This window comes from Shewanella bicestrii, from assembly GCF_002216875.1.
Classification (GTDB): Bacteria; Pseudomonadota; Gammaproteobacteria; order Enterobacterales; family Shewanellaceae; genus Shewanella; species Shewanella seohaensis.
Map to the genome: position 1 here is coordinate 2,577,147 of NZ_CP022358.1, position 20,779 is coordinate 2,597,925.

Here is a 20,779-nt window from a genome sequence, read left to right on the forward strand (position 1 = left end):
CATGTTAAGCGCGCTAAGGCAATAGGCGGTAACCTTATTGGTCCTGCCAAATCATCACTTGGGCAGGCTCGCCATTACTACGAGTAGCGCGGTACATGCCTTCGGTGTTAAATGGCGTGGCAATATTGCCCCTGTGGTCGACAGCTATCACACCACCAGAGCCGCCAGCGGTGATAAGGCGTTGATTAATCACTTCATCTGCCGCTTGAATAATGGATTTTTGCTGGTATTTCACCTTAGCGCAGATATCGCCCGCCACTTGGTAGCGAATAAAAAACTCGCCGTGGCCCGTGGCCGACACAGCGCAAACGCCGTTTTCGGCATAGGTGCCAGCCCCAATCACGGGCGAGTCACCAATGCGACCAAAACGCTTGGCCGTCATACCGCCAGTCGAAGTCCCCGCCGCTAAGTTGCCGTTTTTATCTAAGGCGACAGCACCAACGGTACCAAATTTATAATCGAGATCTTTCATCTCAATACCCGCAATTTGATCTGATTTTTCAGCCGCCTGCAGTTTTTGTCTGGCATCGAGTAATTGCTGATAACGGGCATCGCTATCGAAATGGCTGTTAGGTACCAGTTTAAAACCTTGGGTTAAGGCAAACTCCTCGGCGCCTGCGCCCGACAGCATGACATGCTCGGACTTATTCATCACGGCTAAGGCCAAATCGATGGGATTAGCGATATGACGCACGCCCGCTACGGCGCCCGCATTCATGGTTTTACCATCCATAATGGACGCATCTAACTCGTGGCCGCCATCATAGGTGTAAACCGAACCAACACCGGCGTTAAACAGTGGGCTGTTTTCTAATACATTGATAGCGGTTTGCACCGCGACTAAGCTATCACCGCCCTGCTCGAGCACTTTTGAGCCTTTGTCGACCGCTTCTTTAAGCTTGTCTTTATAGGCCTGACGCAGTTCTGGCGTGAGGTTGGCCTTAGAAATAGTGCCAGCGCCACCGTGGATCGCAATGGCAAAAGGTTTTTCATTCGCTTGGGTATTTTGTGACATAAAAAGTGCACTCGAGAGAATTAAACTAAAGGTGGCTAATTTTATTTTCATTATTTACATCCCCTTAAACAGTAACGTCCTTTGTAACCATTTCAATGACTAATTTCAATCATCTCCTTGCCTGTTGCGGCTATTCTGGCGACAATGAACTCACATCACAGGGATTATAAAGTGCAGCGATACTTGCAAATAACGTCATTATCTTTTCGTCTTCATTTGCTACTTGGCCTGAGTTTAGTGACATCGGGGGCGATGGCCGCCGATAACTTGTTAACGCTTTCAGTGAACGGGGTCGACGAAGCCCTAAAGCGTAATATTCTCGCCCACTTAGGTGCTATGCCCGACTCCGAAGTGCAGCGCCGAGCCTTCTTATTTAACGTGGAAGACAATGTCTCCACCGCCCTCGAGTCCATGGGCTATTACCATGGCGAAGTGGAAGAACAGTTAGTCGAAAAAGAAAAAGGCCCGTGGGAATTAAAGCTCACGGTCAAAGCGGGTGAACCGGTAAAGATCCAATGGGTTGATATTAATTTTTCCGGTGAGATGCTCGACGATCGCGCCTTCGATAAGTGGCTTGCGGAGGTGAATATCAAGCCTGGGGATACGCTCAACCATGGGGTATATGCCGATGTGAAATCCCAACTGGTGACGCTTGCCTTGGCGAGGGGGTATTTCGATGGCGAATTCACCGAGTCACAAATCAAAATCAACCGCGATTTAAACACGGCGCAAATTAGCCTGCATTTTAATTCAGGCGCACGTTACCGTTTTGGACAAGTAAGCTTTGAGGGACACACCTTAGAGCCGGATATTCTCACTAAACTTATCCCTTTCAAAGAAGATGCGGCCTATTCGACCCGTCGGGTCAGCTCTCTAAACCGCCAATTGTTGGATACGGGCTATTTCGCCAATATCAAGGTCATACCGCAGATAGATCAGGCAAAGGATAACCAGTTGCCCGTCAAGGTGGAGCTCACCAATAAGGCCAGCCACTCGATTGAATTAGGTCTCGGTGGCGACATAGGTCAAAGCGCAGATAAAACCTTCGATCCGCGAGTACGGGTCACTTGGCGTACGCCACAAATCAATAAATACGGTCACTCCCAAGAAACCAGTTTGGAGTGGTCGCCTGACAGGCCTAAGTTTTTAACCACTTATACGATTCCGCTGACTCATCCCTTAGACGATCAACTCAAAATTCGCCTAGGCTTGCTGCGGGATAAATACGGGGTGACCCAGATTTACGAGCCCGAGAACCGCGATTTTCGTAACACGGGACAACTGGAATCGACTAAGTATTTGCTCGGACTACTCAGGCAGCAACGCTTGGATAATCAATGGCTGATGACCTATTCCCTCGATGCGATTCGCGAGGAATATACTCAGTCCGATACCGATTACAGCCCCAGTTTTTATCTGGCGGGGATTAACTTTTCTAAAACGACCCGTGGGGATAACTCACTCGATCCTAAGTCTGGTTTCAGGCAAATGTATAGCTTAGATTATGCCGATCCTTATCTTGGCTCCGAGACACGCCTTGCCCGCTTACAGGCCAAGTTTAAGTGGATTGACACCTTTTTTGATAACCACAGAATCGTGGCGCGTATGGATCTCGCCGCCAACTTAGCCAATGAAAATGAGCTGGCCTTTATTCCACCATCACTGCGCTATTTTGCCGGTGGCGACCAAACCATACGTGGTTATGGCTATCAAGAACTTGGGCCTTATCTCGATTACATCGATGCCGATGGCAAAGTCAATCGTGAAGTTATCGGTGGTCGTTATCTCATGGTTGGCAGTTTGGAATATCAATATTACGTCACCCCGACTTGGCGTGTTGCCACCTTTGTGGATGCGGGTAACGCCTTTGATAACAATCAGTTTGAACCCGTAGTCTCAGTGGGTGGTGGTATCCATTGGATCTCCCCCATTGGCCCAATTAAGTTAGATTTAGGGGTTGGTTTGAAAGAGACAGACACCATTGACCGTTCATGGCGCATTCACTTAACCATGGGGACAGAGCTATGAGCAAGCCCCCTATTCATGAGCCTAATGCAACGGCTCAACAAGAGAATCAAACCCCTGAACAATTGTCTTTGGAACAAAATCCAACGTGTGTGCAGCCCAAAACACTTAAGCTGCGCATTTGGCAAATATTTAAACTCTGCACGCGGATTATTGTTTACGTTCCCTTAAGTCTTTTGGTGTTAACGGCATTACTGCTCGGGACTGAAATTGGCTCGCGGATAACGGTGGGTTTAGCCGATAAGTTTGTGCCCGATCTGGCGCTCACCTACACCTCTGGCTCGTTAAATAAAGATCTCACCTTAGCCCACGCCAGTTGGTCGATGGATGGGATTAAGGTCGAGCTCAAGGATTTACATTTGGCATGGCAACCCACTTGTCTGCTACAAAAGCAGCTGTGCGTGAATGCCTTAACGGCGAGCCAAATCGATGTCAATATCGATACCGAGGCCTTAAGCTCAGGTTCCACTGAAGCAGACGTTACCCCCGAAAATGATCAGCCGAGTGAACTGGTTCTGCCCTTTGGCATAAAGCTCGACAGCGCCGAACTGAACAACATCAATATTGCGGTCGATAAGATGCGCTTTTCGGCAAATCATATTCAGACCGCTGCAACTTGGTTTGCCGAAGGACTGACGGTCGAGCAGCTTAGCAGTGAAGGCTTGGCCGTGTTAATTCCAACCGACGACAGTCCTGCGCCAGACACAGATCCTCAAGGCGCAGGCACTCAAGCTACAGGTACTCAAGCCACTGACACTCAAATCACAGGCACACAAGTCACTGACACCAAGGCAGCCGAGACAGCTGCAACTGCAGCGGCAAAAACCACGACCGCAGCGGCGACAACTCAGCCTGAGACCGAAAAATCAACAACCACAGTGGCGACTGCAAGTGCTAAAGCTTCAGCGGACAAGCCAATTGTCGAAAAGAAACCTTCTACGGAAACTGCCGCAAATCCTCAAGCAGATAAACAAACGGATGAAAACGCCGATAAGCAAGCATCTACAGAGGAATGGGCACTTGCCCATTTACCACAGGTTTTTATGCCTTTCCCGGTGGATGTCAAGCACCTCAGTTTAGACAACAGCCGTTTACAGATTGGTCCGCGCGAAGATCTATTTAGTCATATTGAGCTTCAAGGTCAATTTGCCAAGTATCAGTTAACTCTAGAAAAACTGCTGCTTGCCCATAGTTATGGCGAAGTGTCTGTGGTGGGTCAACTCGCCCTCGAACAGGACTATCCGCTCGCGCTTGAGGTTCAGGCCAATGTCACTCAGGTTGCCGAGTTGCCAGAACTGACCCATCAACAATTAAGCCTAACCCTTAGCCAAAGCGTCGGACAACTGGGGATCCACGCCCTTGCCAAAGGGGATGTGGATTTTAGTCTCAATGGACAATTGACCCTCAAAGATCCCACGCTGCCCTACAAGGTGAAACTGGAAAAAGTCCGCGCACAGTGGCCGCTGCAACATGCCGAGTATCTTGTGAGCGACCTCAATCTCGACAGCCAAGGCTCCCTCACTCAACAGGCCGCGACGCTCAATGGAAATGTCATCACACCTTTCCATAAAGTGTTAGCCATTAGCAGTGAGCTTCATCATCAGGGTGCAAAGCTCGATATTAAGCAGTTTACTGCGAAGGGCGAACTAGGTTCGGTCGATGTGACTGGTGAGCTAGATTACGCTAAGGCGATCACTTGGAAAGCCAAGGTATTGCTCGATAATCTGAAATTACAGGAAATCACACTGCCGGAAACTGCACAGACTCCAGAATCAACACCTACAAAGGACGCTAAAGCACCGAGCACAAATACCGATAAGCCAGCGCCAGCAATAACAAATGCTCCCGCTCCTGCGACAACAACTGCAGCTGCAACTACAAATGCAAAAGCAACTACAACTACAAGTGCAAGTGCAAGTGCAAGTGCAACGAGCAGCTTGCCAAACAGTTTAATCTCGGGCCAATTGCAGACCACCGGGCGCCTGTTAGATAAACAGTGGCAAGTGGCTCTAACGGACACCCAACTGTCAGGCACAATGCAGGGTTATCCGTTTGATATCACAGCCGATGTCAGCATCAACGATAAACTGTATATCAGCGCCAAAGGTGTCAATGCCAAGGTATTGGGTTCCACCTTAACCTTAGCGGGCGAAACCAACAAAACCTGGAACCTTGAGGGTAAACTGCAAGTCCCCGATTTCGGTTTATGGTTGCCCCAGGCCAGTGGTCAATTGCAGGCCGATATCAATGTCACTGGGGAAGAGAAACATCCACAAGTCGAGTTAACCGCGCAACTGGTCGATCTGGTGCATCAAAATATTAAGCTCAGGGAGTCAACACTCAAGGCTTACTATAAGCCTTTGGATGCCCATGAGTTTGCCCTATCACTCAAGTCAAAGGCACTGCAACTTGGCTCACAGAGTTTAGATACCGTGACCTTGGGCAGTAAAGGCGATATTCAAAACCAAAAATTGACTCTCAGCGCCACAGGGGATCTTGGGCTCGAGCTTGGCGTCACTAGCCAATACGATATGAAAAAATCCCAACTGCAGGCGCAGGTGAATAAAATCAACTTGGCAACCCCCGTCGGACGTTGGGAGATAGATAAGGATATTCTTGTCGGCTGGGATCAAAATAAGTCCAAAGGCAATATCAGCCCCTTCTGTCTAGTGAATCCCAACAGTAAGGTTTGCCTCGATAATCAAGTGACTATTGGCAAAACTGGCGAGGCTCAGCTCAGTTATGCGGGCAATCTAGGCAAGCTATTAGTGCCTGTATTACCCAACAATATGCAGTGGGATGGCAGTTCTTCACTGTTGGCAAATTTTGCTTGGGCGGCGGGACGTAAACCCACGGCCAATGTCGACTTTAATTTTACTCCCGGTAGCATCAAGCTTAAACGAGCCAAAAACCGTGAAGTCACCATTAATTATCAACAACTTGATTTCAAAGCTAACTTAGACGCTAAACGACTCCTCTCGTCAATTAGCTTTGAATCGGAAGATGTCGCCAGTTGGCAGAGTGAGGTCACGGTCAACGTAACGCCGGACAGAACCTTGTCGGGTTACGCCAATATCAAGCAAATTAACCTGCAACCTTTAGGTGAGTTTTTCCCGCAGCTCAATACTCTCGAAGGCTTGCTCACCAGCAGATTAAACTTTGCTGGCACCTTGGATGCGCCAGAAGTGTCGGGCAATGTGTCCTTAACCCAAGGCGCCCTCGCATTGACGGCCAACCCTACGCTTATCAATAAAATCGACATGTCGATGGACTTGGGCGGTCAACAGGCATCCCTCAAAGGCCGCTGGATGATGGGCAATGGTTTGGGGCGTGTTACGGGTGATATGCGCTGGCCTCAGGGCCAATTCAGTGGCGAGCTTGCAATTAAGGGCGACAAATTAGCCGTGATCCAACCGCCACTTACGCTACTTGATGTCTCGCCCGATCTCACCATCGCCTTTAGCAGTCAACAGCTCGAAGTTAAAGGGGTTGTCGATGTGCCTTCGGGTAATATCAAGATAGTCCAACTCGCTGAAGGCGGTGTTGCCCTGTCGGAAGATGTGGTCTTCGATGACTCGATTGCCGCGGCGCAACCTAAAGCTAGCCCCTATGCCATTGTGGCGGATCTAAACATTAATGTCGGTAACGACTTAAAAGTCGATGGCATGGGCCTTAAAGGTAAACTGCAAGGAACCTTAAAACTGCAGCAACAGGCGTTCCGCCCACCACTGCTATTTGGCGATATTAAAGTCAAACAAGGCAGCTATAAGTTTATGGGACAAACCCTGAAAATCCGTACCGGTGAAGTGCAGTTTGTCGGCCCGACATCCGTGCCTAACTTAAATATCGAAGCTATTCGTGAAATTAAGAGTGAAGATCTAGTCGCGGGTGTCCGTGTCACGGGCACGCCCGCCCGCCCAGTGGTAACCCTGTTCTCTAACCCTGCTAAGGAGCAAGCAGAGATCCTGTCTTACATTATCAAAGGCAGCGGCTTTAACAGCAGCAATAACGAGCAGAACAATTCGTTGATGATGGGAGCGGCGCTGGGCTTAGGTTCACAGGTCGGCGGCGGTGGCGCCATCAATAACATTGGCAGTACCGCCACTGGGATTATTGAAGAGTTTGGCTTCTCTAACGTACAACTGGACACCAACGATGAGGGCCGCGTGGCGATCAGTGGCTTTATCGGTGATAACCTGATGGTGAAATATGGTGTTGGGGTATTTAACCCAGGCTATGAGATGACGGTCAGATACTACCTGTTATCGCAACTCTATCTGGAAACGGTATCAGGTACCTTAGGCCAATCCCTCGATATCTATTACAACTTCAATATCAAGTGATGCTCCCCCGCGTAGTTAGGTTGCGCGGGGATAATTTTATGTTCTTGTTCGTTAAAAAACAGCCACAAAAAAAGCGCCCTATAGGCGCTTTTTTGCTTCAATCACGCGATTAAGCGTAAACGAAGTCAACGTGCTCGATCATTGGCTTGAACGCGTGACGTTGCATAGCTTGTGCACGAACACCTACTTCTTTGCCATCTAAAACGATAGTCACAACAGAAGTGTAGAAGTCTTCGTTAGTTTGAATGTTGATGATGTCTTTGTGATCAAAAACAATAGAAACTGGCTCTTTGCCTGCGCCGTAGATAACAGCAGGAACTTTACCTGCATGACGTAGGCGGCGGCTCGAACCTTTCCCTATTTCAGTGCGGGTTTGTGCTTGGATAGTGTAAGACATGTGTTTCTCACTTAAATTTAGAGTAAAAACCGTCACCATTTTCGACCAATGGTGACTCATATAAAGCGCGCGCATACTAACACAGTTACTCAGCAGGTACAAGAACAGCCCCACTCTTAAACCTGAATGATACCGAGCGGCTATCGTTATAAATCACAAAGAGTATTTATTGAATTGGAAAACTTGTTTGTAGCCTGTTAAATAGCCGAAGCGGCTTTGATCTGAATCAAAAAACCCGCGATCTTGATCACACTTAAGCCAGTCGATGCCTGCTAAGCTCGGGCAAATTTTGTCACTTTAGTCTTGTCAAACATGCGTCACGAGCTGTATTTATTGCAACAAGAAAATCGTCTTTCATGCCAATTAGCCCGTGAACTCGTCTCACTTATCGAAACTGTACCCTATCAGCAGACCACGATCGAATTGAAACTGTTAGAACTGCTCGCCTGCACTCAACAAAAAAATCGTAGCTTACTGATGTTGATGCAGCTTTGTGAATCATCCGCGGTTGAAGGCCAACGACTCAGGCAATTTAAGTTTTCACAGTGCCTCAATCAGCATGTGAACGACTGGCAACAACACCGGGAAATGAACAAGCTTGGGCAACTCTTTTTGCCGCTGTTAAAACATTATTTGCAGGATATTCAAGCACTCGAGCTGCAGTTTTATCAGCAGCTCTCAGTGCAAAACGATAAGACTACCAGTGGCGGACTGGGCCACAGTCAACATGCACAAAACCTGACTTAGGGTAATAACCCACTCCTCCTAATTTAAGCGATAACGCCGCATCACGAAGGGTCTTTAGGTTCACACCCGGGATAGCGATGTCCATTGCCATGCCTTGCATGTGATAACTTTTCTTTGCCACCCCACTGCTCTTACCCGCCAACATGGCGTTAGTCTTGGGCGAACGATAACCAGAAATCACATGGATCTCATTCTCCGTATTGAGGGTGCTCTTGAGGGTGTAAAGCAGATCGAATAAGCGTTTATCCATGGGCGCCGCCACATTCTGGCGATGATCCCGCAGCAAGTGACTAAAATCATTCAACACTTCGCTCTGGTAATGGCCGTCAATCCAATAACTGCCATTGTTATGCTCGCCCGTGTGGCGATTGTAGAGGCTGAGATCGCGAACCCCTTTGGTCGACCGACTTGCAAACGCTTTAGAAGGAATTAAAGAACACAATGCCACACCACTGAGGCCTAACAACAACTGCCTACGGGCAGGACAAAGTAACGTCACATCATCACCTTTTGTTCGTTTTTTGGACACTAAAACCGCAAATTATACTGAATCGCCATTCAGATCAAGCCTTGACTGGCTCACAAGATTTCAGATTTCAAAATCTCTTAAAAGTTCAGGTCGTTATAGAATGTAAAAAATTGCTGCAGGCACCGCCTGGGTAAACTCAACTTCTAAGTGATAAATATCATTGCGATATTGAATTTGCCCAGCATCATCAAGCCATGCTGTCCAATAAACCGTGTAGACAGGCATGGTATCTGACAGCGCAAACCATTGGGATTGAGTGGTATTAGGCGTTAATTTGTCCCAAAGGCGCGTATCTTTAACTAAGTGAGTTTGAAACCAGCGGGCCAGCTCCTCGACCTTTTCAACCCGAATGCAACCCGATGATAAGGCCCTATCGGTCTTTTTAAAGAGACTTGGCTCAGAAGTTCCGTGCAAATACACACTAAAACTGTTGTCGAAATGAAATTTATATCGACCTAAGGCGTTTTTCGCCCCGGGGCGTTGCACTAAACGATAGGGAAAATGGCTGGACGCTAACTCTTGCCACTCCTGCGGCGAATGTTCGACTCGCGCGCCGTCATAGTCGTAAACATCAAACCCGCGGTCCTGCAGGTAATGACCATCTTGGCGTATATGGGGCATGATATCGCGCCGCACTATGGTGCGCGGTACGCGCCACGGTGGATTGAGCACCACGCTGGAGATATGACTACTTAGCAGCGGTGTTGGCCGCGATGCTTTGCCCACTATTACTTTTGAATTAAGGATCACCTTCCCCGCTTCGACGAATTGCAGCTCAAATGCAGGGATGTTTATCACCAGATAGCTTGCAGGTAAGGTGCGAGTAAAAAGCTGCTGCCTAAGGGTATTTTTCGCCAGCAGCTTTGCCCGAGCATAGGGAGATTGATTAAGCCAATACAGGGTTTGTTTACCTATCACCCCATCCGCCTGTAAGCCATGCTGGGTTTGAAAGTTTTTGATCGCGCGAACCAGTTCATCATCATAAGGCATGGAATTGTTATCAGTTGAAGCCTGCTCAGTCCGTGCAACTGTTCCAGCATGAGTTGTTGCGTCTGGTGAAATGATGTCTGGCTCAATGGTTGGCTCAGATCCTAGTTCAGATACTGGCAAAGCTGCTTCATCGGCTACAGACTCGGAAGCCGTGCTAGGCATCTCTGCTAGAAAACCTAATAGGAAAAGGCGCTGTGCAATCGGCGCAATGAGCGGGCTCTCTTGCCCTGGACTGAGCTTATCTTCGAGGATGAGTGTCTCCCACGAAGAGGATTCCGCTAACGCCATCAATTGCTTCAACTTGAGGACCACAGCGCGAAAATACGTATCCTTAGGGATCAGTGCTGCCGATAGGCATGGCGCAGTGCATTCAGCTTGGGCATCAAGATACTGCCAATAGTTATCCAATTGCAGCTGCATTTGGCGAAGCTTCAATTGCTCCTCGTTATTCAGCGCCCTATGTTGCCACTGGATCAACTGTTGATAATTGGCGCTAAAAACCGGGCTAACATCGGCAAGACTCAAGAGTAAGGTTTGCCCTAGAATTTGCTCAACTGCAGTGTCTGGGTCAGCGACTTCTGCGGAAGGCGGAAGAGCGGGCTGTTCAACCCTTTCTGCTTCAACGCTTAAAGGTGCTGTTACCAGTGGTTCGGCGGCGTAGGATTCTATGACTGCAAGCGAAAGTCCCATCAACAATGCACCGAGTGGCCAGCGCTTAAGTGAACTAAAGCTGCGGTTGGATGTATTAGGATTTAGCGTTAATCGACTCACAGGCATCATAAACGTCCCCTGTCACAGCAGATTCTTGACCGTAAAATTACCGCAAGTGCAAACATCGACACTCAATTCACCAGTAATCTGTGTTCACTATAGCTGAAGCCGTTGCCGAAATGCAGGCGAGCAAAGGGATAAAACAAAAATGCCACTGACAGACGTCAGTGGCATTTCAATTATTTGACAACAATTAAGCCCATTAAGCGAGGTGAATTATTACCCTAAAAACGTGTTACCTAGCAGAAAGAGACCAAGTCTTCTGGCACAAACTGCTCTGGCAGCTTTTGCAAGCTTCGCAGCATCAGCGGATTGGCTAGCACCAGCGCCATCTCCTGACGGTTAAATAACGCCAAGGCACTCTGTTGGCACTGCGCTTCATGCACTTTTACGTGCACAATAGCTTCAACCGGTTCAATGGGTGTACCCGCCGCACGCAGTGGCTGCTTATCAACCATAGCTAAATGCAGTTCCATTAACGCTGGATCTTTTAACACTTGCGCTAATGTCCAAGGCTGCTCGATATGCGCCTGATAAGCGGCACGTGCCTCTTGAGCACGAATACAGATAGGCGCAGGATTACGCTCCTCTGGCGTGGCCAAAATGCCAATGCGTTTAAAGAACTCACCAATTTTGATTGACCCCGTCCACGCCGAAATCGGCACGGCTAACCACAGACCAATCAAGGCGGGGCTCATCCACGCAAGCAATGTTAAGGAGTCCAAAATCGCCGCATAACCTAACATCACGCCCGCCAGCATATGCCAGCGGTGGCGATAGATCAGGGTTAACCAAGGCATGCTGCCATCGTCACGGCGCTGTGGAGACCAGCCACTGTCACGCCCCATCAGAATCGACATCACCGCACCGCAGTGGATAAACATCATGATAGGTGCGATTAGCGCAGAGAGGATCACCTCAAAGATCACGCTCAAAATCGCCTTGATGCGACCACCGACACTGCGGGCAAAATTTCCATCTTTTAGCAGCAATAATACGCCGAAAATCTTAGGTCCAAACAACACGCCCATGGTGATATAGAACAATCTTAATGCCCTATCCGAGTCCATGATTGGCCATGTCGGGAACAGCGAGAATTGGTCGGTAAAATACTCAGGACGAATAAAGTGTGCCTGCAAGGCGAGCATCAAACCGGTCAAAATCAATAACAACCAGAATGGCGATGACAGATACGCCATAATGCCCGTCATTAAGTGCAAACGGCTGACCCAGTGCAAGCCTTTAGTTGGCAGAATACGGGAATGCTGCAAGTTACCTTGACACCAACGGCGATCGCGCACAGCTAAATCGACAATAGATGGCGGACATTCTTCATAAGAGCCAGGTAAGTCGTAGGCAATGACCACACTCCAGCCCGCACGGCGAATCAGCGCCGCTTCGACGAAGTCATGGCTTAGGATATGACCACCAAATGGCGGTTTACCTTTCAGGTTTGGCAGACCTGCTGCGCCCATAAAGGCTTCGGTACGAATAATGGCGTTATGACCCCAGAAGTTACCTTCTTTTTGTACCCACCAACCGAGCCCAGTACCAATCACAGGACCATAAATACGTGCCGCAAACTGCTGCAGACGCGCCATTAAGGTAGTGCCATTGATGAGCGATGGAATCGTCTGGATAAGTCCGGCGTCAGGATCGGCCTGCATACGTTGTGCTAAGCCAGTGATGGTCGATGACTCCATCAAACTGTCAGCGTCGAGCACCAATAAGTGATCGTAACGAGAGCCCCAACGGCGGCAGAAATCCGCCACATTACCCGCTTTACGCGCCACGTTCTTACGACGGCGGCGGTAATACACGCGAGAATGTTTATGGGTTTCTTGGCGCAGCACTAAAAACGCCTGTTCTTCTAACAGGGCGATTTCAGGATCTGTGGTATCACTTAAGATAAACCAATCGAACGCATGACCATGCCCCGTTTGGGATAAGGCTTCCGCCATCACAGATACCGCGGAGAACACCCGATCAGGCGACTCGTTATAGGTTGGCATCAAAATCGCGGTGCGGGTATGTAGCTCAGTCTGCTCAAGCTCGTTTGGCTTGGGCTTTTTCAGCAATATGAAGAAGCCTGCGATACCACTACAAAACGCCAAGGCAATCCAGCAGAAGTTAATCGCAAATAACACCAACATCAGATATTCGAGGGGAGTGATCCCTCCGATACTGAATACAGCGCCCATTTCGTAGATAGCAAAAGCAGACAGCGCCAAAGCTCCGCCCACGACAAAGAATCGACGGGATACCTTCGAGCGCACACCATTGGCTACGGTGCTACGACGCGGAAATCCTTCAGGCATTTGGCTTAAGCTTTGGGGTTCCATTGCGCCAGGCCTTTCATTAGGCATGGCGCTACCACCCACGAGCACTTCAGTCTCAAGAACCGAATTCTCGGATACAGTCATATTATGTTGCTCCGTCATGGACCTTAAAGCGTCCAGCGATAGAGCCAGGTTTCAACCTGACGCGGTGTTGAGAACTTGAGTTCGGCACGTAATTCGATAAGTTCCTTATCTTCTGGCTCCAACTCAAACGCGAGGCGATAACCATTGTTAGCCGCGTTACGCGCAATAACCACATTTGAAATCACCCCACCGGAAGACTCAACCTTCGCGAGCGGTAATTCATCGGGCATAGCGCCGTTAAGATGATAATCCACGACAAACAAACGTCTTGGGGTCGCTTTTGCGATGTCGGCACGACCACTGGCAGTACGACTCACCACGACAGAATTGGTTTTCGCCACTGGCTCCTCGCCCCAGCTCATACGGTAAGCAAAATGATATTCGCTGCCCGCAGGAATAGGCTGACGCGGCTTCCAGAAGCTCACGATATTATCATGAATTTCTGATTCTGTTGGAATTTCTGTCAGAACGACTGCACCTTGGCCCCAGTTACCCACAGGTTCAATCCACAAACTTGGACGACGCTCATAGTGGGCTTCGAGATCTTGATAAGAGGCATAATTGCGTTCACGTTGAATTAACCCAAAACCCTGTGGCGAGTTATCAGAAAACGCACTTACCTGTAATTGGCGTGGGTTAGCCAGTGGGCGCCATAGGTGCTCACCGCGGCCGTTAAACATTAACAAACCGTCTGAATCGTGGACTTCGGGTCTAAAGTCGTCGGTATCATGGCGGCCATTGAGTGAATGTAAGAACATGCTAGTACTTGGCGCTAGACCCACTTTGCTGAGTTCGACGCGAGGGAATAATGTCGCTTCAACGTCGATTTGGGTGTTGTCACCTGGGCGCACCGAGAAGCGATACGCGCCCGCTACACTTGGACTATCAAGCAGAGCATGAACCACGATCAAGTTGCTGTCGTAGGAAGGACGTTCAACCCAAAATGCGCGGAAAATCGGAAACTCTTCCCCTTCAGGGTCTGCGGTTTTCAAGGCTAAACCACGGGCAGATAAACCATAGGAATTACCTTTACCTAAGGCACGGAAATAACTCGCACCTTGGAACACCATCAACTCGTCATAAACGCCGTTGGTGTTTAACTGGTTATGAATGCGAAAACCTGAGTAACCAATGTCATCATTTGGCAACGCTTGAGTGATAACCTCACCCGCAGTGAAATACTTAGGCTCGTAGGCTAAGTGAGTCGCTTGGTTAGCTTCAACAATGGCAATTTCGATTAAATCTTGGAAATAGAAGCCACGGTGAAACATTTGCATTTGGAATGGTAAACCTTGGTCACGCCAAATCGACGAAATCGGGTTAAAGCGAATGTCGCGGTATTCATCGTAGGTTAACTTAGCGAGGCCTGCTGGCAGCGGATCCTTCAATACCACATAAGGTTTAGAAGCCAACTTGCGAGCTAACTTCACGACTGAGTCGCCATCAAAGGTGCCCGTTTTAGTAAATCTCACTTGATTTTTGTTCGCCGGCTGAGCCGTCGCCTTAGGTGGACTCACCACAGGTGTGGCGGGTTTGTTTTCAGCAGGCTTTGTCTCTTCAGCAAATGCCGAGCTCGACAGCGCAAATGCTGCGCTAAGCGCCAGTGAGCAAATGAGTGAAGAAGAAGGTTTAAACGATTGGCAACGCAACAAGCTAACCATAGGATAGGTAACCTAAAAATAAACTAAGAAATCAACGTTTTTTGTGTGCACAGTGAAATTTTTTTACCGCTGTTTGAACGAAAAAAAACACAGGCTGTTACATATCGCGAAAGATATCAGAAGGAGTAAAAAACTCATAAATAAAGATGCAGTTAACTCCTTTTGCACGATACTATTTAGCAATATACTTATACCAATAAAGAATATCAAATTCGAATTAACATACCAATTTGATCTTTAAAAGTTACAAGTGCTAATAAAGTGCTGCCAAGTTCGCATAATAGAAACAAAATCAATCTGTTTTGCAAATTTGCGGTATCACTCATCTTAGCGATTTGCCCTAACTACAAATCTTAGATGATGCCTGCCAATACGCGAGCCAGCGGGCATAAAATAATTATGTTAAGGCTGCGAATCGCGTTGAAATACCATTTGAAATGTGAGTTACAGGGGAAGCACAAGCGTGACCACTAAACCGCCATTTTCACGGGGCGTGATCGTCAATTCTCCTTGGTGTAAATCAATGATGTGGTGGCAGATGGACAGCCCCAATCCCGCGCCTATTCCTTCGTTTTCATTGACGCGGTAAAAACGCTCCGTGGCGCTGGCGATTTGCTCCAGAGTCATGCCCTGCCCGCGGTCGGCGATCTTTACCACGACGCGGGCGTGGGTGACTGCGGCACTGATACTAATCTCAGTTTCGACAGGACTGTATTTACAGGCATTTTCGATGATGTTTTTTAGCACGATCAGTAGGTAAAACCGATCGCAGTTGAGCGTTAATGCCGCATCGATCTCGATATTCCATTCATAGTCAGTGATCAGTGGCATTAGCTGGTTCAGCGCATCTTCCACCATTGGCAGTAACGGATGAGGCTGCACATTGAGTTCGGCAATTGAATCGACCCGCGCAAGCAACAAAAGCTGCTCAACGGTGTGACTCATATGCTTCACACCAGCATCGATGGCGGCGAGGTGAATGCGCTCCGCATCACCCTCGCCCACTAAACCTTCTAACCCCTGTTGATGTAATTTAATCACGGATAAGGGGGTTTTTAACTCATGGGCCGCATCGGCACTAAAGCGACGCTCCCTCGCAATAAAGTGCGCAATGCTGCTGATATATTGGTTTAGCGCGCGGCGCACAGGCACGAGTTCCTTAGGCAGTGACATTGTGAGCGGCGTGAGATCGTTAGGCGAGCGTGCCATTAACTCGCGCTCGAAGGACTTCAACGGACGGAATAAGATGTAAAACAGCAAGCTGACGATAAGTAAGGTCAAGGGCACAACGATCAGCGGCACGATTACGGCATTGTGCATAATTTGCGAGACCAGCTCTTGGCGCACTTCATCTTGCTGGGCTGTGATGATCCAGACTTTGTGTTTAACCGAAAAAAAGCTGAACACATGCCACAGCTCCCCTTCGAACACTTTTTTGCTATAGCCTTGAACAAACTTAGTTATGGGTTGTCGGCCGATATTGTCTGAAAACACCAGCGCTTGCCCCGCCTCGCTCCAGATCTGAAATGCGAGTTTGTGCTCATAGGCCAGCTTTAGCGCATCGGCCTTTTGTGCAAAGGTACTGATCTGGCTATCGGGGACATGGAGAATTTGCGGCAGCTCTTGTGGCGTTTTAAATTCCGCCTCATCGTGATAAAAAAGCTCAAGCATTTTCGCGCTTTGCAGCATTTGCGCATCAAATAACTCTTCGATTTGATGCTTAGAATCCCGGGTGCTGAACCAGCTTGAAATGCCCACGGAAACCGAAATCCCTGAGAGCATCAGCAAGGTTAATAACAAACGTAATGAGTACACATCCAGCACCTTGAGTCGATTCACCCCGTAGTCCCCGTCGTTTATGGTGAGAGTAAACATGCCTAAAAGGCTGTTACTAAATACCGATAAACGCCGAGTTTGTCACTTAAATCCTGACTCTCGCGTTAATTTTCAGGTTAATTGACTTCGGTTAGGGTATAGCCAATGCCGCGTACGGTCTTAATCAAGTCATTGGCTAACTTTTTACGTAAATGGTGGATATGGACCTCAATCGAGTTGCTGCCAACCTCATCCCAGCCATAGGTTAACTGCTCTAGCTGATTACGGGTTAACACTCGGCCAGCGGATTGCGCCAGTTCGAGTAACAGCTGAAACTCCCGACGTGATAACGGCACATTTTGATCGCGAAAACTCACCTCACGGGTGTTGAGGTCAATACTTAATGCACCGATATTCAAGCTGTTATTATCCAGACCATATTGCCGGCGAACGATCGCCCGAATGCGCGCGGCTAACTCACGCACATCGAAGGGTTTACCTAAATAATCGTCGGCGCCGATATCGAGGCACTCAAGTTTGGTATCAAAATCCGTGTTGGCCGTGAGCACAATGGTCGGAATCGACACGCCCTCTGCCCGCCACGCTTTAAGTAGCTCCTTACCATTGCCGTCGGGTAAGCCTAAATCGAGCACTATGGCGCTAAAGGTTTCATTCTTAATGCCCACTAATGCTTGCTGATAACTACTTAGGTGATCGACCTGCATCCCCATTTTGGCAAGGCTCAAGCAGATCCCTTGGGCTAATAACTCGTTGTCTTCCACTAACATGATACGCATTGATAATGCCCTATCGAAAAATACTAGATTGCACCGATTGCTCGGCTAAAAAGGCTTCGGCCTGCTCACCCTGTAACATGGCCATGGTGGCCAACATGCCTGCGGTGACGCAGTTTGGCCCAAGAACTGTCACCGAGCGCGGCGCCCCACTTACCGGATAGCCAGTGCGCGGATCGACAATATGCCCATAACGCTTGCCATCAACTTCAATAAATCGCCGTGTATCACCACTGGTAGCTAAAGCGCCTTGGGTTATTGCCAGCACTTTCGCGGCATGGTCGAGCTGATGCGGATTTTCAATCCCCACCTGCCAAGGCACGGCATTTGCCACTGGACAAGCGATATCGCCGCCAAAATTGACCAATACCGAAATCCCCGCATAGGACTCGGCAAGCTCATAGGCGACCCTATCGACCGCATATTCTTTGGCGATACCGCCAAAATCGAGCTGCATGCCTTGGGGCATCAACAACTCATGGGAATTAAATTCGATGCGCTCAAAGCCAACTAAGGCTCGTGCAGCCTCGATATCCGCTTTGTCGGGCATCTTGGCATCGGCCGTAAAACGCCACAGCTGCATCAATGGGCACGCCGAAATATCGAAGAGCCCATCGCTCAACTCAAAGCATTGTTTCGCAAAAGCCAACAGTTGCCAGGTTTCTTCATCAATAGCGCTGCGTTGCCCCTGAGCATGATTAAGCCGCCATAGCGGGTTACCCTCAATAAAGCGGCTGTACTTTTGCTCGATTCTTTGCGCCTCGCGCACCGCCATATCGAGCATATCGTAGGCAATATCCTCATCATGGCTTGCGATTAATAGCTCGCATGGGCTAGCCATGGCCCTAAATTCGCCTAAATACCCCCAATCTCGACGCGCGAGTCGATATGGCGGATTAGGGGAAACTGCTGGCATCTTCGTATCCTTATTCTGTGACTTCGCGTAACGCTCAATATGGGCAACACCTCCATATTGAGCGCTTTGTTTGCGGCTCAGTAACAGAGTATACCTTTAAAAAGAATAACTAAACTGCGCCGTTATCGCCTTTTGGGTCGGGAACAAGTCGTAGTTTTGCAGCTCATCCGGGATCGTTGTGCCATTGTTTTTCGGATCCTGTTGGTAATATTCCAAGCGATATGTCATTTCATGGCCGCCCGACAGACGGTGACCAAACTTAACGCCAATGGTATAGGCACTCATATCACCAATCCGGTAGTCTGCACTGGCAAATTCGGGTAACGGCGTATCGGCAAGCAGGAACGGTTGATAGAAATTCACCGCCGACTGTTGGTAATAGCGTAAATGCAATTGCCCGTAGAAACTGCCGCTGAAGTAATAGCGATAGTGGGTTTCTAAGGTGTGCGAAGTTAAATCCCAATCATCCGTGTTATAGCGGTAGGAGAAATCCACAACGCCGGAATCGAGTGCCCCTTTGGTCATCACATAAAAACTGTGTTTCAGGCGCGAATCGGGACGATTTTCGTAGACAATATCCTCGGTCGTGCCGTTATTGTCCACCACGCTCAACACTTTATAGGGATCGGTTAAGTAGCCGCTGACGCTGGATAATCCATAGTTCGCCTGTAATAACCAACGTTGATTTAGTACTTGGGTGATCCCTAGCATCAAATCGACGGTTTGTTTATCGTCACTGCTCGTTTGGCGAGTCGCATCGAATGCACTGCGGTAAGCTTCATCACTGGTAAAATTGTCGCGAATAGCCATAGAGGATAAGGCTACGGGTCTGCCACCGACGGGGTCAACCACATCGAAGCTGTAGGCCGTGCCCAAAAACAGCGTGGTATTGTCCTTGTTAAAACCACGTTCTACCCCTGCATTAATACCCATCGACATATAGTCAAATTCTTTTGAGCCATACACGCCGCCATTGACTTTCCAATCGGAATTGAGCGCCTGTGACCAATTGGCACTGCCCTGCACTCGGGTATCGTGGAAGGTATCATCGAGCGGTGTATCACCGGCCGCCACTTTATATTGGCCATTACCGGAAGGACGGGTGAAGGTTTGGCTGTCGCTTTGGGCGACCGCACCGGAGGCCGAGGCCCCCGTTAAGCTGTCGACCACCAGCTTTAAATCCAGCACACTGTCGTCGCCAAAGTTTTTCTGCGCCGTACCTATGGCTTCAACCGCTTGTACCCTGTCTTGCTCGCCGTAGTACATCAGCGCGGCATCGACTTTCCAATCATCGGCATTTTTTGCAAGCTCAGTGGCATGGCCGCTTGAGACAAACAAGCCACAACTGGCTAAGGCTAAGGCGCTGGCAATATGTTTAGTCTGGGGTTTTACCTGTGCTGTGACTTGCAGCGATTGTGGGGCGATTGAGTCTAACTTATTGTTATTATTTGTCATGGCAGACAACACCTTTATGTCATTAACGCGTTTTTAGACTAAAAACCTAATTTATGCTAAACCTCAGTAGGCTAAACCTCAGGTACCACTTGTTGAATGTACAAGGCTTAGTTACAACCGCAGCCGCCGCCCGCAAACGCGCGGCCACCGCTACTACCTTCCTTACTGAAGTAGATATGATCGTCTAACGCCTGATCTAACTTTTCACTGTCAAGGGCCATATCCGCCCGCGCGAGTTGTCCTTTTTCCCAAGGCTGCACCCCAAGGCTCGAACAACCACTTACCCCTAACATCACTAACGACATGGTAACTAACGCGATGTTACGCATAACTTACTCCTTCAACAGATTCACGAGTTCTTGTTCATAATCGGCGGCATTATCTTGGTAAAAGCCCACATGGCTTTTAACTAACTCGCCTTGGCGATTGAACATAAAGCTGCTGGGCATGCCCAGTAAATCAAAGCTTCGTGCCACATCACCCTCAGGGTTAAAACGCACAGTAAAGGTCGCAGGCACCTGCTTTAAAAATTCATCGGCAAGCGCCTTATCGGTATCGAGGTTAATCGCCACCACGGCTAAACCTTGCTCGCGATACTTTTGTGCCATCGCATTCATCCAAGGGAAAGACTTACGGCACGGACCACACCAAGACGCCCAAAAATCGACGTAGACCACTTTGCCCTTAAACTCAGTCAAGGAAACACTTTGGTTATTTGCATCAAACACCTGATGCTCCAGCGACGGTGCAGCCTGGGCGCCAAGACTTAACAAACTGAGTAACAACAAGAGTTTTTTCATACTAGGTCCATCCATCACAATTGCGTTTGAATTTATTAACTGAATCTTAAGGTTTGCTTAAACTGTAGAAGAATAAATTTAAGCTCGCGTTGGCGGTT

15 protein-coding genes are annotated in these 20,779 nt (G+C 48.7%); 3 read left to right on the forward strand and 12 right to left on the reverse strand.

The window, feature by feature from the left end:
• Positions 1 to 34: 34 nt before the first annotated feature.
• On the reverse strand, positions 35 to 1,066 hold the full coding sequence (locus CF168_RS11255) for an isoaspartyl peptidase/L-asparaginase family protein (protein ID WP_086903498.1): 1,032 nt from the start codon (positions 1,064 to 1,066) through the stop codon (positions 35 to 37).
• Between the two features lie 120 nt (positions 1,067 to 1,186).
• Between CF168_RS11255 and CF168_RS11260 the strand changes: the two genes are divergently transcribed.
• Complete coding sequence (locus CF168_RS11260) at positions 1,187 to 3,043, forward strand: autotransporter assembly complex protein TamA (RefSeq protein WP_041412619.1); 1,857 nt, start codon at positions 1,187 to 1,189, stop codon at positions 3,041 to 3,043.
• On the forward strand, positions 3,040 to 7,383 hold the full coding sequence (locus CF168_RS11265) for a translocation/assembly module TamB domain-containing protein (protein WP_089067900.1): 4,344 nt from the start codon (positions 3,040 to 3,042) through the stop codon (positions 7,381 to 7,383). The genes CF168_RS11260 and CF168_RS11265 overlap by 4 nt, the downstream gene beginning before the upstream one ends.
• A gap of 109 nt (positions 7,384 to 7,492) precedes the next feature.
• On the opposite strand, the gene rplY is transcribed toward CF168_RS11265, so the two are convergent.
• Positions 7,493 to 7,780: a 50S ribosomal protein L25 gene (gene rplY / locus CF168_RS11270; protein ID WP_011622605.1), complete on the reverse strand. Its 288-nt coding sequence runs from the start codon at positions 7,778 to 7,780 to the stop codon at positions 7,493 to 7,495.
• Positions 7,781 to 8,092: 312 nt separating this feature from the next.
• Between rplY and CF168_RS11275 the strand changes: the two genes are divergently transcribed.
• Positions 8,093 to 8,527: a hypothetical protein gene (locus CF168_RS11275; protein ID WP_011716892.1), complete on the forward strand. Its 435-nt coding sequence runs from the start codon at positions 8,093 to 8,095 to the stop codon at positions 8,525 to 8,527.
• Here CF168_RS11275 and CF168_RS11280 read toward each other — a convergent pair.
• The 10 genes from CF168_RS11280 to CF168_RS11325 all read right to left on the reverse strand — a co-directional run bounded on the left by CF168_RS11280 (position 8,478) and on the right by CF168_RS11325 (position 20,681).
• Positions 8,478 to 9,026, reverse strand: coding sequence for a DUF882 domain-containing protein (locus CF168_RS11280; protein ID WP_011622603.1), 549 nt, complete (start codon positions 9,024 to 9,026; stop codon positions 8,478 to 8,480). The genes CF168_RS11275 and CF168_RS11280 overlap by 50 nt on opposite strands.
• A gap of 123 nt (positions 9,027 to 9,149) precedes the next feature.
• The gene (locus tag CF168_RS11285) at positions 9,150 to 10,826 is read right to left on the reverse strand and encodes a L,D-transpeptidase family protein (RefSeq protein WP_089067901.1); all 1,677 of its coding nucleotides are present in this window, start codon (positions 10,824 to 10,826) and stop codon (positions 9,150 to 9,152) included.
• 230 nt (positions 10,827 to 11,056) lie between these two features.
• Positions 11,057 to 13,240, reverse strand: coding sequence for a glucans biosynthesis glucosyltransferase MdoH (mdoH, locus tag CF168_RS11290; RefSeq protein ID WP_089067902.1), 2,184 nt, complete (start codon positions 13,238 to 13,240; stop codon positions 11,057 to 11,059).
• A gap of 23 nt (positions 13,241 to 13,263) precedes the next feature.
• A complete protein-coding gene (locus CF168_RS11295; protein WP_011716889.1) occupies positions 13,264 to 14,901 on the reverse strand; it encodes a glucan biosynthesis protein G in 1,638 nt (545 codons plus the stop codon).
• Positions 14,902 to 15,345: 444 nt separating this feature from the next.
• The gene (locus tag CF168_RS11300; RefSeq protein WP_089067903.1) at positions 15,346 to 16,740 is read right to left on the reverse strand and encodes an ATP-binding protein; all 1,395 of its coding nucleotides are present in this window, start codon (positions 16,738 to 16,740) and stop codon (positions 15,346 to 15,348) included.
• 113 nt (positions 16,741 to 16,853) lie between these two features.
• Positions 16,854 to 17,513: a response regulator transcription factor gene (locus CF168_RS11305; RefSeq protein ID WP_011716887.1), complete on the reverse strand. Its 660-nt coding sequence runs from the start codon at positions 17,511 to 17,513 to the stop codon at positions 16,854 to 16,856.
• Between the two features lie 10 nt (positions 17,514 to 17,523).
• Positions 17,524 to 18,426 (reverse strand): FAD:protein FMN transferase, encoded by a 903-nt coding sequence (locus CF168_RS11310; RefSeq protein WP_089067904.1) that lies wholly within the window; start codon positions 18,424 to 18,426, stop codon positions 17,524 to 17,526.
• A gap of 96 nt (positions 18,427 to 18,522) precedes the next feature.
• Positions 18,523 to 19,881: a DUF3570 domain-containing protein gene (locus CF168_RS11315; RefSeq protein WP_089067905.1), complete on the reverse strand. Its 1,359-nt coding sequence runs from the start codon at positions 19,879 to 19,881 to the stop codon at positions 18,523 to 18,525.
• 107 nt (positions 19,882 to 19,988) lie between these two features.
• Positions 19,989 to 20,210 carry a DUF4266 domain-containing protein gene (locus CF168_RS11320; protein WP_086903676.1) on the reverse strand — a complete coding sequence of 74 codons (222 nt, stop codon included), beginning with the start codon at positions 20,208 to 20,210 and terminating at the stop codon, positions 19,989 to 19,991.
• Positions 20,211 to 20,213: 3 nt separating this feature from the next.
• Complete coding sequence (locus CF168_RS11325; RefSeq protein WP_086903675.1) at positions 20,214 to 20,681, reverse strand: TlpA disulfide reductase family protein; 468 nt, start codon at positions 20,679 to 20,681, stop codon at positions 20,214 to 20,216.
• Positions 20,682 to 20,779 lie beyond the last annotated feature (98 nt).

Coding starts and splice junctions, on each gene's coding strand:
- CF168_RS11255 (WP_086903498.1), bottom strand. CDS start 1,066: ATGAAAATAAAATTAGCCACCTTTAGTTTAATTCTCTCGAGTGCACTT.
- CF168_RS11265 (WP_089067900.1), top strand. CDS start 3,040: ATGAGCAAGCCCCCTATTCATGAGCCTAATGCAACGGCTCAACAAGAG.
- rplY (WP_011622605.1), bottom strand. CDS start 7,780: ATGTCTTACACTATCCAAGCACAAACCCGCACTGAAATAGGGAAAGGT.
- CF168_RS11275 (WP_011716892.1), top strand. CDS start 8,093: ATGCGTCACGAGCTGTATTTATTGCAACAAGAAAATCGTCTTTCATGC.
- CF168_RS11285 (WP_089067901.1), bottom strand. CDS start 10,826: ATGATGCCTGTGAGTCGATTAACGCTAAATCCTAATACATCCAACCGC.
- mdoH (WP_089067902.1), bottom strand. CDS start 13,240: ATGACTGTATCCGAGAATTCGGTTCTTGAGACTGAAGTGCTCGTGGGT.
- CF168_RS11295 (WP_011716889.1), bottom strand. CDS start 14,901: ATGGTTAGCTTGTTGCGTTGCCAATCGTTTAAACCTTCTTCTTCACTC.
- CF168_RS11305 (WP_011716887.1), bottom strand. CDS start 17,513: ATGCGTATCATGTTAGTGGAAGACAACGAGTTATTAGCCCAAGGGATC.
- CF168_RS11310 (WP_089067904.1), bottom strand. CDS start 18,426: ATGCCAGCAGTTTCCCCTAATCCGCCATATCGACTCGCGCGTCGAGAT.
- CF168_RS11315 (WP_089067905.1), bottom strand. CDS start 19,881: ATGACAAATAATAACAATAAGTTAGACTCAATCGCCCCACAATCGCTG.
- CF168_RS11320 (WP_086903676.1), bottom strand. CDS start 20,210: ATGCGTAACATCGCGTTAGTTACCATGTCGTTAGTGATGTTAGGGGTA.
- CF168_RS11325 (WP_086903675.1), bottom strand. CDS start 20,681: ATGAAAAAACTCTTGTTGTTACTCAGTTTGTTAAGTCTTGGCGCCCAG.